Origin of the sequence: Chlorobaculum sp. 24CR, assembly GCF_004118635.1 — a bacterium.
GTDB lineage: Bacteria > Bacteroidota > Chlorobiia > Chlorobiales > Chlorobiaceae > Chlorobaculum.
In genome coordinates, this window is the sequence record NZ_SDGU01000062.1 from 44,524 (window position 1) to 60,095 (window position 15,572).

Consider the following 15,572-nt stretch of genomic DNA (forward strand, 5'->3'; position numbering starts at 1 on the left):
ACTTAACCATGATCATTGACGCCATGATAGAGATTACTACCACAGAACTACGCAAAAATATTGGCAAATATCTGACGCTTGTCATTGAGAAGAAAGAGCAGGTTCTCGTTCGTTACCGGGATAAGGGCGTTTTCGCATTAACCCTGACCAGCCAGCCGGAAAAAGCTCATCGTCCTAAGAAAAAGGAGAAGCGCGACAGCTATTTCGAGCAACCAGAGGTACTGCAATCGATACGCCAGGGAAAAGCTGACATCGAAGCCGGAAGGTGTATTACGATCAATGATCCTGAAAAGATATGGGAAAGTATTCTCTCGTAATTTCGATCGAAGCAAAGACGCAAATAGCGTCATTGTACAAAACCGGCAATGCGGCGCTTATCAGAAAACTTCAACAAATCCTGCGTGAACTCATCGAGCACCCGAAAAGTGGTACAGGCAAAGTTGAAAAATTAAAAGGTGATCTTCACGGCTACTGGTCAAGAAGGCTCAACAGGCAGCACCGGATTGTTTATGAGATTATCGAAGAAACCGTAACGGTTTACGTGATTTCTGCCAAAAGCCATTACGGAGATAAGTGACATTTTCCTGAATCTTCCGATACGAGAACTTTTGTTTTCTGAACCCGTTTTTGGACATATAAAAGAGCTTTTAAATATATCCTTAAGCATCCAATACCTCTGTTTTTTTTGTGGATTTTGATTGATATTTTGCAGTTATAATTTCAGGCAAAAGATATAAACGCTCAAGGTTGGTAGATTGCGCGGAGGAGCGCAATCGAATTTGCGGGGGAGTGGGTGATTCAGAATATTGATTTCAGTGAAAAGTGAGTTTAGTTAACAGACTGTATTGAGATGAATTGCAAGTTTTCCGACTTATCAGTAGAGAAAAGCATACATTTTAAATGACATTATGATAATCATTTTTTGTTTATAGCCCATAGAGGAATAGCCAATAATCCAACAGCAAAAATCGAGATTAAAAAAGAACATACACCTACCTTCCAAGTACTCATTTTGGGATATGTAGCTACAAAATATGGTTTAAATATTAAATCTGCTAAGCCAGTAGGCCGAAACTTCAGAAAAAGACCCATTTACGGGTTTTTTTCTATTTTATCCGTTCTCAAAGCAACGTGCTTTTTGTTTTGACGACTTCTTGCAAAACACAATAGTTCAGCCGATTGCCTCTGCGTAAGTAATGATTTAAGTAGTAGTCTCGCAATCTATCCACGTCTTCGGAATTAGGAAGTCGTCATATCCTTCACGCCAATTTTCTACTACATGAATATTTACTAATCCTCGCCATGTAATGGAACCTGCGTGTTCAGTAACAATGATTTGAAAGGGATATGGCAACGACTCCAAGAACTTTGAAAGAGCCTCAAAAATCCGATGTACGCCATCGATGTCCGCAGATTTTTCGCATGGAGCTTCGTCTAAACTTGGCCATGCTTCTGGAAAATAGACCTGACTCGGTTGATCGATTACCAGAAATCGCGGAACTGGACTGTTGGAAAGATCAATAAAATGTTCATGGAGCGCAAGCAAACACGCGACGTGGTAACCGACCCAATTCTGCCCACTTCCGACTTCCCAAAGGAAATCCGTTCGACCCGAAAGAGAGGTGAATTGGAGGCTCAATTCCCGAATATTAAGCCGCACATTCTCCGCTGCGTGTTCAAGTTTAAGATCGCGTGCATAGTCATGAATCCTTGATGAAACAGACTCAATAGCAGATCGCTCTCGCTCCCGCTGTGCTTGCGGGTCTAATTCATTTTGTAACTCTTTGATACGTATGTGCAGTTTCTCCACGCGATCCTTGAGATTTTCAACGTTTTTACTTGCTGACAGATTTTCAAGCGCTTGCTCTACCCGCCCGACAAACAAGTAAACCTGTCTCACGCGTTGGCGCTGCTCAGACAATTCTTCGGTCTGGGACTCAAGAAATTGCCTTTTCTTTCGAGTTTTTGAGATTTTCTGTTCAAGGGAACGCAGCTCGTTTCGAAGATCAGCTAATTCCTGCTCTAATTTGGAGGGTGCTTGAGCTACTGAGTTGGACAGGACACTGAGTTCATGTGCAAGTTTTTGCAACACTCCGAGTTGTTCATTTTCCTTTTCATGAACAGCACAACAAACTGGGCACTTGTGCTGAGACTGCAACTTCCTTTCAAGCCATCCAAGTCCGCTAATTCGATCTTTTTGTTCGGTGAGTGTCGAACCATATTCATTGACAGATACGGAAAGTTGATCCAATTTTGATAATCGTTGCCTAACCGATCCGATTTGCCGTGCAAGACTATCCTCCTCGCCCAAAAGTTCAGTAAGCTGGGTAACTGCCTCTTCACTAGTCCCTTCCTTGATCTCTGGAATATCTAGATTCTTGACATTATCTGGAAGTGGCAATAATTCGTGCACGAATCTATCTAAGTTCCAAGTCATATCCGGATATGGAGAGTCGGGAAGCAAACCAAGTGCTTTCGCTTGGAGGTAGTAGCTCTCAATCTCTGCCTCCCACGCTTTTGCTGCGTCTAAACGTGCGTTTAGCTCGCGCTTCAACTTTTCGTACTCTTTCGTAATATCTTTCAATTCACGCTGTTTTGCCAAAGTAGTTGCATTGATGGCTCCGAGCACCAGCGGAAATATAGCTCGGAGTTTTTCGCGATGCTCGGTCGTATCCGCCTTAAAGAAAAGAGTGTATGGATTCGCAACGATGTGTTGAGGTTGATAGTTAAATGCGGCCATATCACGGAAGCTTGGTCGAGAGGCGTATCCGACGGATTCATCACCGCTTAGTTCTAAATGAGGCAACTGAGCTATTTGATTTAGACGGTTCTTTAGGTCTTCGACACGGCCGTTCTTTTTAATTCGATTTGGAACCTCCAGATTAAGGCCTTCTATCCAATACAAATCAGTAATTGTTTGTTGGTCTCCCGGGTTTTTCCGAGCACAAATCATTTCGGTGTTTGCCAGCTTTACATGAAGCCCAAACCATTCAGTAACATTTCGAATCAGTCCGACAGGAATTGCGCATTTGCCGCTTCCTAGGCAGTAATCGATGATAGCCGTTAACGAAGATTTTCCTGTCGCGCTCTCTCCAGTGATGATGTTTATTTTATCTGGTAAGAAGGAAATGATACGGGGCGGCAATACATTTTTCTTCGGCCAGAGAATGATTTTTAAGATGGCAATTTTCATTAGAATCGAATGTTAAGGTGTGTCGCAATTTGTGCCATTGGAATTTCACTGATCGCTTGCCCAACACGCTTGGCCGCAGAGAGTAGAGTTTTCACTTCCTTAGTGGCGTGAACAACCGGTGGAGTTTTTATGCCTGGTATCAATTGGGGTTCCTCCGCAGGATCAAGAAGTAATAAGTCTGTGGAAAATGCAATTGATAGGGATTGAAGTGTGCGGTCGGAAAGAGCTTGCATCCTTTCTTGAAAGCCAAGCGTTATTTCACGATCACTTGCAATGGCTTTGTAAAGCGCACCGGGTTTCGTTTTTGAGGCCAATGCGGTTGCCGAGCGCCTATGGAATACCAGAGGAAGGACAATAAAAGCCAATAGTAATGGAAATCCTTCAGTCTTGTTTTTTTCTTGGTAGGCTGTATTGACCGCATACCAAAGCGCTTCGGCTCCTAATCCAGGATTTTGCACTATCTGCTGCTCAAATAGAACGTCAATCATTCTTTTCCTTCTGTTTTCATTAATTCAACAAAACGAGGATGCCAACCAATGGCTAATCGATCTGCCATTCGGTGATATGTGCCGGAAGTCAAGTAAATCTGCTCTGTTTCCATACCAGCAAGCCTTTCTCTGTGCTCATCAGTTGTCTCTGTCAAAACTCTGAAACCAACATCCTCTTCAGATTCATCTCGCCGGAGTCGCTTCCATCGGCTGAATATCTTATTCCATCTTGATTTGAGATTTTCTTCAAAATCAATCCAATCCTGATCAGTGACATTGCCATCAGCCGAGAGCCGATTTTTTTCAATTTTGCATCGGATGAATTCTCTGATCGCATCCTCAACTCGACTGTCATCATCAGTAACCAAGTATAGTTGTTTGACAAAATCACGGCCCTTTTCCCGGCCAAGTTGCTCATCAAACACAGGAATGAGATTCGCAGCTCTCTCCCTTGTCTTTTGCCGCTTATGTCTATCCAGGATAGCGTGAAATTGATTGACAAAATAATCTCTTGATACCCAAGCTGGTTGTCGTGTTTGCCAAAGAGCCAAGACCTGCTTATGTACCCAGCCGAGTAATTCGTCAGTTATAGAGATTGCGTCATTTTTAAATGCCTCTGGAATTTGAAGGCTTGCAATTGTTGTCTGTCGTAGGTCACTGCCACTGGTTCCGCTTGCCTCGTCAAGCAATTCGCAATTCAAGATAACTACTCGCAAGTATTTCTCTGATGACGTAGCCAGCACCTTTTCGGTGAATGCACGAATTGTTTCTGATGGTTTTACAGCAGCTTTTGTGAGTGCACTCACGCACTTATCGATTTCTTTTTCTGTTTTTGCGTTTGAGATTTGTTTCCCGATGCAGTCAGGCAAGGTTTTGTTTGTTACCATCAGGAACTTAGTATTTCTACTTTCTAATTCTCCGTTGTCAAGTGCAGTAACCCATATTGACAGTGTATTCCACAGGTCCTTCGAGCGATCTCCGAACGGTGCAGCCTGATCCTGAACGGAATGTTTATTCTGTTCAAGCATGAGTGATCCATCTTGAAGCTTAATAGCAACATCATCCGCAGTTTCAATTCCAATCATCGAACCCGAGGGGCTTTGCGAAAGCCAGTAAAGGACTCGTTCAAACTGAAACGCATAGCCTGCTGCTGGCCCTGGTGCTGCATGATTTTCAAGGCTCATGGCTTAAACTTGCCTTATTGTTGTTTGGCCGATCTGAACTTTATTTGGAAGCTGAATCTTCGCGCTCATCAATTCACAATGAACCGTGTGGACAAACTCCCCGCATCCGCCCCAGCTTTGATCGCTCGACAGCAAGCTTGCGATCCAGAGCTTTTGCGTGGTTTATCATTTTCTTGTGCTCGATTCAATACGGTTTTGGGATGGGGAAACCTTTCAGTCGAGTAGCGTTGACTTGTCAAAGTAGGTAATTCCCTGCTTTTTTCAGCATTTCTGAGCGAAAAATCACGGAAGGAGGGTAATTGACTGTCTCGATGGGACGCCTTTGAAAAGTCGTCCCGCTTTGCCAGACTCAGGATTTGGGGCGCAGTGGCGTGAGGGTATTTTCCATCACCTCCCCCAGCATCCGGTACGCATCCAGCTTCGCCCCGGCTTTCAAATCGGCGACAAACTGCGGCGTCCAGCGGGTCAGGTGCTGTTGCGTGAAGCTCTCCGAGGCTTTGCGGGCGTCCGCGCTCATGCCGCCGTCGAGCGATTCGGCGGAGACGAGGAAGGCCAGGAATTCGAGTTCGGTGGCGAGGTGGTCGATGAGGCCCGGCTCGACCGACATCTCCCATTCGGCGTAGGCGGCGGCGACGGCTACGGCGGCGTCACCGTGCATCCGTTTTTCGAGATAGACCGACTCGTACGGCGGGCAGATGGTGCGCGGGTAGCCGTTGAGAAAGAGGCGGGTATATTCGGCTTGCAGCGGCTCGGTCTCCTCCCGCTCGAAGGCGGCGACGAGGGCGAGCAGTTCGTCGCGATTTGCCTCGATCTTTTCGAGCGCTTCGTTCAGCGCGGGGATGAACGCCTCGTTCGGGAAGGCGAGGCATTGGCTCATGAATTTGAAGCGGTGGGCTTTCTGGAGTGGCGTGGTCATGATTGGTCAAACGATGGACGCCCGGCGTTCCGTTGTTTCGGATGCCGGGCGTCGGGATTGTCGGGTTCTGGCGGGCTTACCAGGGAAACTGGAACATACCGGCCTTGAGCACGTAGATACGCAAAAGGTAGCCGCCGACGAGCACCAGCGAACTGGCGACCAGAATCGGCAGGGCGGACTTGCGGCCCTCGTTGCCGTGCCCTCTGAAGAAGATGCTGTAGGTCTCGATGGCCAGCGGCACGATCAGGCCGGCCACGAAGAAGCCGGCGATGAAGACCGGGCTGTGGAACAGGAACTCGGCGGAGGCTCGCGCGCCGGTGGGCAGGAACATCGCGAAGTTGAAGTACGCGCCGAGGATAATCAGCTCGGTGACGATCAGCACGGCGTCGAGCTGTTCGAGCCTGGATGCGATTTTGTGCGCCCCCTCGTTATCGGAGAAGGTGGAGAGCAGCAAGAGGAACGCCGCGCCGGTCGAAAATCCGGAGATAACGAAGAGCAGGGGCAGGGCGGGCGTGTTCCAGAAGTTGATGGCCGGGGCCGCCGAGATCAGCAGGCCGGTGTAGATGGCCACCAGAAAGCCTGCCGCCGAACCGCCGAGGGCGGCCAGGTTGTTGAAGCGCTCCAGGAGGCCGAGGATCGGTTCCGGAATTTTCCGGATGAACGGCTCAAGCTTCGGCCACGCTTCGAGCAGCGGTATCACATAGGTGATGGCCGCAATGAAGTAAAAGTTGATGAAGACCACGCCCCAGAAAATCCACGATTTTGGATTGGTCAGGGCATAGATCGCTTTCAGCGGCTGGAGCATGTCGGCGAGCAGGAAGACGGTGCCGATGACCAGAAACGCGATCGATGACATGACGGCCACGGAAACCATTTTGCGGTCGCACCCCTCGAAGAGGTGGATTATCGCGCTGATGGCGAAGGTGGCGCCTCCCAGACCTCCAAGAAACAGGTAGGTCGCGATTTGCCAGTGCCATACTTCCTGATGTACAAACGTCATAATGAGTGCCCTCCTTGCTATGATGGGATGTAGAATACTTTCGGAGAGGTGCCAAGGCCCTGGTTCAGCGGTTGAGCCTTGCCACTCCGGGCGAGTTTATGCACCTCGCTCTTGCTGTCGTCCAGGTCGCCGAAGATTCTCGTGTGCGTCGGGCAGGTCGCCACGCAGGCAGGCTCCAGCTTTTCGGCCAGGCGCTGCACGCAGAAGGTGCACTTGTCAACATGCGGCATTTCGTGCGAAACGTTCTTGCCGTACAGCTCGCGCTCCTTGTCAACATCCTCGCCGTCGTAGGCGTAGCGGGCGTCGTAGGGGCAGGCGATGCAGCAGGCGTAGCAGCCGATGCAGCGGTCGTAGTTGACCAGGACGATGCCGTTCTTGTCCATGTGCGTCGCGCCGGTCGGGCAGGCCGACAGGCACGGCGTGTTTTCGCAGTGCATACAGAGGCGCGGAAGCTGCACCCGGCGCACATCAGGGAAAACGCCCTGCTCCTTGTCTTCGACATGCGTCCGGAACTTCTCGCTCCAGAACGGCGTCTGGTTTTCGGTCGAACATGCCGCCATGCAGGCCTGACAGCCGACGCAGGTACGCATATCCATTACCATTCCATAACGGGCCATAGATACTTACTCCTCCAGTTAACTGTTTACAGGCTTGACGCTTACGGTGAACTCCTGCGACATGAACGACGCCGCGATCGGCTCGATGCTGTAGGGCATCAGTTCGTTCAGCGCGGTGCCCTTGCCTCCGGCGACGCTGAGCTTTTTGTTCCTGCTGCCGTAGGCCGAGGGCAAAAAGACCGTGTCGGGCCGGATCATTTCGGTGGTGAAGAGCGTGGCTTTCACCTTCGGCCCGTAGCGGAGGTTGGTGACTTCGACCTCCTGGCCGTTCGACAAACCGAGCGTTTTGGCCTTCGTCGCGTTTATCCACAGCCCCATGAACTGGCCTTTTTTCGGTTCGGTGACTGCGGCGAGCAGCGCGTTGTTGTTGTTGGTCGAGGCGTGCGAGACCACCGGTACCTTGCCGTAGGTGAAGTAGAACTCGTCCGCGCCGAGATTGTTCTTGTCCCCCTTTTCGGTGAGGACGCGCGGCACGTAGCCAAGCACGGGGTTGAAGATCGGCTGCGCTCCCGCTTTTTGCGCGAACGATTCGAGAATCGGGCTGAACAGCTCAAGCCTTCCCGACATGGTTGGCACGGGAATCTTGCGCGGCAGATTCATCTCCTCGACCACCTCGTCGGCGTTTTTGAGCAAGAGCAGGCCCTTGTCCCTGATGGCGGCCTCGACCTCTGCGCCGGTCATCTCCTTGCCGGTAAGCTTGCCGGAGAACTTGCCCATCGCCACGTAGGCGGTTTTGAGGAACGCCTCGTTGAGCGGCTTTTTGGCCTGTTGAGCGGCTTTCACTTCGCGCTTGAGCATGTCGGCGTCGAGGCCCGCGTAGTTGGCGATGCCGTCGAGGTACGGCTCCAGCTTGCCCATGCGGCGCGTGATTTCGCAAAGCATGTCGGTGGTGTCGCGCGTGTCGTAGAGCGGCTCGATGGCCCGCAGGCGCGTTGTGTAGCCGATGCCGGTTTCGGGGCCGAGCGGGTAGAGCAGCGGCTCGTTGCGCTCCAGATAGGTGTGGTTCGGCAGAATCACGTCCGCGTAGAGCGTCGTGTCGGACGGCAGCACATCGATGGCCACGACGAGGTCGAGGTTCGGGCTGGAAAGCATCTCCTCCCACCGTTTGGCCGGGAAGTAGTGGCGGATCGGGTTGGCGGCGTTCATGATGAGCGCCTTCATCCGGTAGGGTTCGCCGTTGAAGGTCAGCTCGCCCCTGACCGCTTCGTACAGGCCGGTGTCGGCCATCGCGGGCAGGAAGGCCGAGGGCTTGCCCTGCTTCTCTTGCTCCATCGCCCAGGCGAAGGACAATGCGGGCTTGCCGTGCTCCCACGCTTTCGGGTTGGCGAAGATGTCGAGCAGGCCGTGGGCGAAGCCCATGCCGGGGCGCTCGACCGGCGGCTCGTGGCTGCTGTCGATGCCGTGCTGAATGTTGTGCCACGCCTTTTCGGAGCGGTGGTGGTACTCGCCGCTCATCATCCAGCCGCCCGGCTTGTCGATGCCGCCGACCAGCGTCTGGATGATCGCCTGCAAACGGCGCTGGCCGATGAGGTGGTGGTAGCGCGCGCCCATCCAGCCGGGATCGACCATCGCTGGTCGCGCCTGGCCGAACTCGATCGAGATGCGCCGGATCGTTGAGGCCGGAATGTCGGTGATCGTCGCCGCCCATTCGGGGGTGAAGGGTTCGGACTCCTCGACGAAGAGGTCGAACACCGTCGAGACCTTGCGCCCTTTCCAGGCGAGGCCCGCCGGCGCGTTGAGCGCGGGCTGGATGCGTCCGCCGCCCGCCGCTTTATCGTTGCTGTTTGTGTAAGCCGGAACCGGGCGAATGCCGCCGCCAATGGCGTCGTAAACGTAATAGTTTGAAGGCTTTCCATCCTTGCCCGCGTCGGCGGCGAGGTGCACCGAACCGTTCTCGTCCCGATAGGCCAGGAACGGCGCGTTGGTGTGCTTCGAGACGAAATCGGCGTCGTAGAGCTTTTCGCGCAGCAGCGTGTGCAGCATCGCCAAAAAGAAGGCGTGGTCGGTGCCCGGCTTGACCGGAATCCACTCGTCGGCCTTCGAGGCCAGCTCGCCCATGCGCGGGTCGAGGCAGACCACCTTGGCGCCATTCTTCTTGGCCTCGCCGAAGCGCACGGCGCGGGCGGTCGAAATCGCCGCCACCGAGGCGTTGTTCAGGCTGAAGAGAATGTAGCGGGCGTTCTCGAAGTCGGCGAGGATTTCGTCGTGCACGTTGAAGTTGCCCGTGACGAGGTCGGTGCCAAGGTGGCCCGCCGTCACGCAGTGCTGCAACGGCGAGGCGACGATGTTGGGAATCTGCATGGTCTGGCAGAAGGGGAGACTGAAGTGCATGTACGACACGCACGCCGTCCAGCCGCCGATGAGGCTCACCTCCCACGGGTTGACCTTCTGGAGGCGGCTCACGATGTAGCTGTACGCCTCGTCCCAGGTGGCCGCGCGGAAATTCCACTCGCCGCGCTTGCTGCCCGCGACGCGGATCAGCGGCTGCTTGAGCCGGTCGGGGTCGTAGGTCTGGTGGAGTCCGGCCTGGCCGCGAGCGCAGATGCGGCCCCGGTTCAGCGGGCTGTCCACGTTGCCGTCGATCTTGACGATCCGGCGTACGCCATCGCTCTCCTTGGTTTGCACCTTGATGTCGCAGAACGAAGAGCAGAAGTTGCAGATGCTCGGCACCCAGGTGGTGGTAACGCTCGCCGCCGCCTCTGCGTTTGCGCCCGTGGCCAGGCCCCAGATCGGGCGAAGCAGGGACATGCCGCCAAGTACGCCAGCCGCCGTGAGAAACTGACGACGTGAAATGATTGTTTTATGCATAAAACTTCCCTTCAGACAGATGGTTAATGCCGTAATTCCCAAGCGGGAAACAAGAAGATAGCTGGATAGGGAGTATATCCGCCGAGTATACTTCAATAGCAGACGAGCTGGCAATATAGCGTGACCCGGAAAAGGTTGCAAAACTTATTTTTCCGGTAACTGGTTTGATAACAATTGTTTATTGTATTTTCGGGTCACTATTGAAGTGTGCTGTGCCGTAGTTTATTTGTCAACAATCGTTATTTTTCCGGCAGGAAAAATGATATGATCGTTATATCTTTTTGTTATGAACGCTGGCGTATAGCGCTATACATAAAAACAGAATAGATGGCGCGATTTTTATGCTTTCACTCGTAGCGGCGCGTCAAGACAACATAACGGATGAGTGTTTCCGTTCGCCCTTCGTATAACGAGAATTCGTCATCGCGAGGCCAAAGCCGTGGTGATCCATCCTTACTGTTTTCGCTGATTCTGCATGGAGTGCCACGTCGCGATACTCCTTTCCATGACAGGGGATCCAGAACGGTTTCCCATTGGCTCGACAGTAGCGCCGATTCAGTGATTTCAAGCGCGCCGACGCTTTGCGCGGAAGCAACAGAGCCTTCCCGGCGCGGGGTACGTGGATCGAAATCGTCGAATAGGCGATGAGATTGCGTATGAACTTCCCTGATCCCGGCAGCGTCGAAAAACCGTGAAGGTCGGTGAGGCACAGGGCAATTGTCAGATGAGGACTCGATACTGAAAATCCGGAAAAAATTGATTAACAACATGAAAGGCGGTCTCAGGGCCGTTTCGATTTTCGAGGCAGGAAAGGGCGTTCTGGTCTTTTCGCTGGCGCTGCTGCTCTCCAGCTTCGTTTCGCGCGATCTTCACGGCATCATCGCCGAGTTCAGAACGCGCTGGAACGTCGATCCGTCGAGCCACATCCCGGCGCTTGCCAAAATGCTCATGCACGACCTGACCGGCTCTCGGCTCCATTTTCTCATTATGCTCGCCGCCATCTATGCGCTCATGCGCTTTGTCGAGGCGTATGGACTCTGGTTTGAAAAACGGTGGGCCGAGTGGTTCGCCCTCTTGAGCGGCGGCGTCTATCTGCCGGTCGAACTCTATGAACTCGCCAAGGGTTTCAGTTGGCTGAAAGCAGGCGTGCTGGCGATCAACCTCGTCATCGCAGGCTATATGCTCATTTTGCTGATTCGCGGCAGGGCGGCAGCCGCCGGGGCAGAACGAGCCTGAGAAGGTTTAGCGGCTTCATCGTTGAAATTCCCGCCGGGCGTGTTTCGGTAAAGGTGCGATTACAAAGGGGAATCGCGCTGTCCGCCGTTGTTTATTTTGTACCCGGTTTGGCGTTTTCATGATTGTTTACAGACCGTTTGGCATGGAGAGGGGACGCAGATTCATCGCGCTGATTCCCGGTATTCTGCTGCTGGCGGCGCTTGTGTATGTGGCGCTGAATTATGGCAAGCTTGCCCGGTTCGCGCAGCTTGTCGGCAATATCGATCCGTTCTGGATCGCCGTGGTGTGCCTGTTTCAGGTAGCAACTTACTTTTCGCTCGCGCTGGTGTGGCATCGCGCATTTGCCGTTTATGGAATCGCGTATCCGCTCGGCACTCTTTTTCCGCTGGCCTTTGCCAAGCTGTTTGCCGATCAGGCGTTTCCTTCGGCGGGAATCAGCGGTATCGCTTTCGTCATCAATGCCTTCAGGCAACGCAGTGTTTCGGCTCCTGTCGGTATGGGGGTGATGCTGCTTACGCTTCTTTCTTACTACGTAGCCTTCGCCATTGTCGCGGCGGCATCGTTTGTGGCCTTATGGCTGCATCACGATTTTCACCAGTGGACGGTTATCGTGGCCGCACTCTTTTTTGTCTTCGTTGTCGCCGTGCCGGGGGCGATTCTTCTGCTGAAAAAACGGGGTATCGAAAACGGTTTGCCGTTGTGGCTGATGCGCCTGCCGGTGATCGCCGGGGTCGTCGCAACATTTGATGATGTTCCGGACGACATGCTTGGCAAACCGGGGCTGCTTTTCGAGGCCACGGTTTACCAGACGGCGATTTTCGCGCTCGACGCCGCCACGCTCTGGGCGATGCTCTCAGCGCTTGGCGAGCCTGCGGGGTTTGCCGTGGCGTTCGCCGCATTTGTCGTGGCCACGATTGTCGCCACGCTCAGCCTGATTCCGCTGGGTCTCGGCTCCTTCGAGCTGACCTGCGCCGGATTGCTGGTGAGCCTCGGCGCGAGGCTCGAAACCGCGCTGACGGCAACCTTGCTTTTGCGCGGTTTCACCGTCTGGCTTCCGATGATTCCGGGGCTGCTGCTGACCAGGCGCGAATTGCGGTGATGGTCGAAGCGAACCTGATGGCGGAAACGATGGGCCGAAACCGGCTTCCGGCCCGTTCAGTCGTGTCGTCGATGCTGTTTTTGTGGAAAACAACCGTTCGAAAATATCATGGTTAACGAACGCTCATCATCGCAAAGAGCGCCGACAGGGCGTGTTCGACAAGACGTAACAATTAAATATGCCGGAAACAGTTGCTATTTTATTAAATTAAAGACCTGTTTTTTCAGTTCCGTTCCTCTGGGTACGGATAAATGGCCGAGATTGCCGGCCCGTAAAGCCTGGCAATATTTCAAACGTACAGTCACGTCAGAGGTACCGGCGGCATGGTATTTCGCGCTTTGTATTCTGGCGGGCCGGACAGTTATGACATATCACATCACGAATAGATTTGTACCAATCTTTCAATTGTAATTGAGTGGCAAGAGACCGTAAGACTACCAAAACACGTCCCCAGAAGAGAAAGAAAAACAGGTCCGGCAGGCCGGATGGCACGGAAAAGGTGCGGGCGAACGATCATATCCTGATCAACGAATTCCTCTTCAGGCGGGGCGAAACTTCGCTCGGCGCTGAAATCATTGCATTTTTGACCGAGCACGAAGGCGAACGCTTCCGTTCAGTGGCGCTGGCCAAACAGATGGGCTATGGCGAATCGCGCCAGCTTCCCGGTTTCTGGTACGTCCTGCACAAGTTGCAGGAGGATGGCGTGGTTGACAAGGACAGCGACCGCTGCTACGGCTGGGCCGGGTTGGAACCCGACACCTACGAGGAGCACCTGGTCGAGGGCCGCCAGTTTCCGCAGCCCGGCAAGGAGCGCTACAAAGTCGATCAGACCTACCAGGGCAAGCTCACCACCCATCCCAACGGCTATGGCTTCGTCAGTGTCGAAGGCTTCGACGACGATATTTTCATCGGCGCCGAAATGCTTGGCCAGTCGCTGCACGGCGACGAGGTCGAGGTGCTGGTTACCAAAGTGCCCGAAACCTACGTGTCGAAGCAGTCGCCCCATCAGCGTTGCGAGGGGCTTGTCGTCAACGTCGTCAGCCGCAAGCTGACGACCGTGGTCGGTACGCTGCACCGGGAGAATCGTCGCTTTTTGCTCAAGCCTGACTTGCGCAAGATTCTGCCTGAGATTCACGTTGCCGTCAAGGATTCCAAAAAGGCCAAGGCCGGCGACAAGGTGCTGGCCGGTGATCTGGAGTTCCTCAAAAATGGCGCGATCCAGGCCAAGGTGATCGAGATTCTCGGCGTAGCGGGCGAGTCGAATGTGGAGGTAAGCGCCATCGCGCGAGGCCTCGGCATCGACGAGACTTTCGACAGTGAGCTGCTGAACTTCGCCGAAAAGGTGCGCGAGGAGATCACCGATGAGGATATGAAGGACAGGCTCGATATTCGCGACAAAAATGTGTTTACCATCGATCCTGTCGATGCCAAAGATTTCGACGATGCGCTCTCGATAGAGCTGGAAGGCAAGGGTGGCTACAAGATCGGGGTACACATTGCCGATGTGTCGCACTATGTGCCGGAGAATTCGGCGCTCGACAAGGAGGCTCGCAAACGCGCCACGTCGGTTTATCTGGTTGACCGCGTGATTCCGATGCTGCCGTCGCGGCTTTCCGAAAAGGTGTGCAGCCTCAACCCCGGCGTGGATCGCATGGCCTACTCGGTTTTTTTCAACATCACCGAGAGTGGCGAGGTCAAGAAGTTCGAGTTCCACAAGACGGTCATTCACTCGAAATGCCGCTTCACCTACGAAGACGTGCAGGAGATTCTCGACGCGGGCAAGGGCGATTATGCCGAGGAGCTGCAAGCGCTCGAAAGCCTCAGCAAGATCCTGCGCTCGCAGCGTATGGAGTCGGGCGGGCTTGACTTCGAGACCGAGGAGGTGCGCTTCAAGCTCGGCAGCAAGGGCGAGCCGGTCGAGGTCATCAAAAAGGAGCGGCTCGACAGCCACCGTCTGATCGAGGAGTTCATGCTGCTGGCCAACCGCACGGTGGCCGCTTACCTGACCGCCCGGTACGCCGAGAACGAAAAGAATCCGCACCCGGTGATCTACCGCGTGCACGGCGCGCCGCAGATGGAGCGGGTGCAGGTGCTGTCGAACTTCGTGCGCAAGATCGGCTTCGACCTCAAGCTCGACCGCAGGGGCAAGGAGAGCGCCACGGTGTCGTCCAGAGCGCTGCGCGAGCTGTTGCAGAAGGTGCGCGGTACCAATGTGGAGTTTCTGGTCAACGAGCTGGTGCTGCGCTCCATGTCGAAAGCGGTCTATATGTCGTCCAACGACGGCCACTTCGGACTCGGTTTCGAGCACTACACACACTTCACCTCGCCCATCAGGCGCTACCCCGATCTGGTCATACACCGCATTCTGTTCGAGTACGAAACGACGCGCAAGAAGCGCCGCAAGGTGACGCCCGAACGGATCACCGAGATCAGTGCGACTATCACCGAGGTATGCCAGATCACCAACGAGCGCGAAAAAATCGCCACGGAGGCGGAGCGCGAATCGGTCAAGCTCAAGCAGGTCGAGTACATGTCGGCCCATCTCGGCAACACCTACGGAGGCATCATCACCGGCGCGACCGAGTACGGCATCTACGTGCGCATGACCGACTTCGCCATCGAGGGTCTGGTGCACATGCGCAACCTCAAGGACGACTACTACGAGTACGACGAAGCGACCTACTCGCTCGTCGGCAGACGCAAACACCGCCGCCTGCAAATCGGTCAGCGGTTGAAAGTAAAGGTGCACGAAGTCGATATGACAAGAAGAACCATCGATCTCACGCTGGCGTGAGGTTGGATTTGACTGGATGTGATTGATGAGAAAGCCGGGCTGCGAAGTCCGGCTTTCTTGCGTTATGGTGGGGGCTTTATTGACGGTAAACGTCGGGTTGATTATCGTTCATTCCTTTTGCCTGTAAAGCTATGTGTCATCATTGAATCTCTATGGGATATATTCCCCGAAGCTCTGCTTCGTTAAAGATAAAAGTGTAATAATTGAGCACATATATTCATAAAAGTCATAATGTAT

12 protein-coding genes are annotated in these 15,572 nt (G+C 53.6%); 5 read left to right on the forward strand and 7 right to left on the reverse strand.

The annotated features are described in order from the left end of the window. Positions 1-23 precede the first annotated feature (23 nt). Together EST62_RS11465 and EST62_RS11470 are read left to right on the forward strand one after the other, a co-directional pair. Entirely contained in the window at positions 24-317 is a 294-nt protein-coding gene (locus EST62_RS11465) for a type II toxin-antitoxin system Phd/YefM family antitoxin (protein WP_167599333.1), read from the forward strand. Beyond that, positions 296-577: a Txe/YoeB family addiction module toxin gene (locus EST62_RS11470; protein WP_129052216.1), complete on the forward strand. Its 282-nt coding sequence runs from the start codon at positions 296-298 to the stop codon at positions 575-577. Before EST62_RS11465 ends, EST62_RS11470 begins: the two co-directional genes overlap by 22 nt. 624 nt (positions 578-1,201) lie before the next feature. Here EST62_RS11470 and EST62_RS11475 read toward each other — a convergent pair. The 7 genes from EST62_RS11475 to EST62_RS11505 all read right to left on the reverse strand — a co-directional run bounded on the left by EST62_RS11475 (position 1,202) and on the right by EST62_RS11505 (position 10,206). After that, complete coding sequence (locus EST62_RS11475) at positions 1,202-3,193, reverse strand: DUF3732 domain-containing protein (protein ID WP_129052217.1); 1,992 nt, start codon at positions 3,191-3,193, stop codon at positions 1,202-1,204. Next, on the reverse strand, positions 3,193-3,681 hold the full coding sequence (locus EST62_RS11480) for a three component ABC system middle component (RefSeq protein ID WP_129052218.1): 489 nt from the start codon (positions 3,679-3,681) through the stop codon (positions 3,193-3,195). The genes EST62_RS11475 and EST62_RS11480 overlap by 1 nt, the downstream gene beginning before the upstream one ends. After that, positions 3,678-4,865 carry an ABC-three component system protein gene (locus tag EST62_RS11485; RefSeq protein ID WP_129052219.1) on the reverse strand — a complete coding sequence of 396 codons (1,188 nt, stop codon included), beginning with the start codon at positions 4,863-4,865 and terminating at the stop codon, positions 3,678-3,680. The genes EST62_RS11480 and EST62_RS11485 overlap by 4 nt, the downstream gene beginning before the upstream one ends. Positions 4,866-5,214: 349 nt before the next feature. Then, positions 5,215-5,781, reverse strand: a complete 567-nt coding sequence (locus tag EST62_RS11490; RefSeq protein ID WP_129052220.1) for a molecular chaperone — start codon at positions 5,779-5,781, stop codon at positions 5,215-5,217. A 76-nt stretch (positions 5,782-5,857) separates the two neighbouring features. Continuing rightward, positions 5,858-6,781 carry an NrfD/PsrC family molybdoenzyme membrane anchor subunit gene (gene nrfD / locus EST62_RS11495; RefSeq protein ID WP_129052221.1) on the reverse strand — a complete coding sequence of 308 codons (924 nt, stop codon included), beginning with the start codon at positions 6,779-6,781 and terminating at the stop codon, positions 5,858-5,860. A gap of 17 nt (positions 6,782-6,798) precedes the next feature. Further along, complete coding sequence (locus tag EST62_RS11500; protein ID WP_129052222.1) at positions 6,799-7,398, reverse strand: 4Fe-4S dicluster domain-containing protein; 600 nt, start codon at positions 7,396-7,398, stop codon at positions 6,799-6,801. Between the two features lie 18 nt (positions 7,399-7,416). Next, on the reverse strand, positions 7,417-10,206 hold the full coding sequence (locus EST62_RS11505; protein ID WP_129052223.1) for a molybdopterin-dependent oxidoreductase: 2,790 nt from the start codon (positions 10,204-10,206) through the stop codon (positions 7,417-7,419). Positions 10,207-10,974: 768 nt separating this feature from the next. Between EST62_RS11505 and EST62_RS11510 the strand changes: the two genes are divergently transcribed. From EST62_RS11510 to rnr, 3 genes are all read left to right on the forward strand, one after another. Beyond that, positions 10,975-11,442, forward strand: coding sequence for a DUF2127 domain-containing protein (locus tag EST62_RS11510; RefSeq protein WP_167599334.1), 468 nt, complete (start codon positions 10,975-10,977; stop codon positions 11,440-11,442). Between the two features lie 118 nt (positions 11,443-11,560). Beyond that, positions 11,561-12,541 carry a lysylphosphatidylglycerol synthase transmembrane domain-containing protein gene (locus EST62_RS11515; protein ID WP_129052224.1) on the forward strand — a complete coding sequence of 327 codons (981 nt, stop codon included), beginning with the start codon at positions 11,561-11,563 and terminating at the stop codon, positions 12,539-12,541. A 415-nt stretch (positions 12,542-12,956) separates the two neighbouring features. After that, positions 12,957-15,335 (forward strand): ribonuclease R, encoded by a 2,379-nt coding sequence (gene rnr, locus EST62_RS11520; RefSeq protein ID WP_167599335.1) that lies wholly within the window; start codon positions 12,957-12,959, stop codon positions 15,333-15,335. The last annotated feature ends 237 nt before the right edge of the window (positions 15,336-15,572 follow it).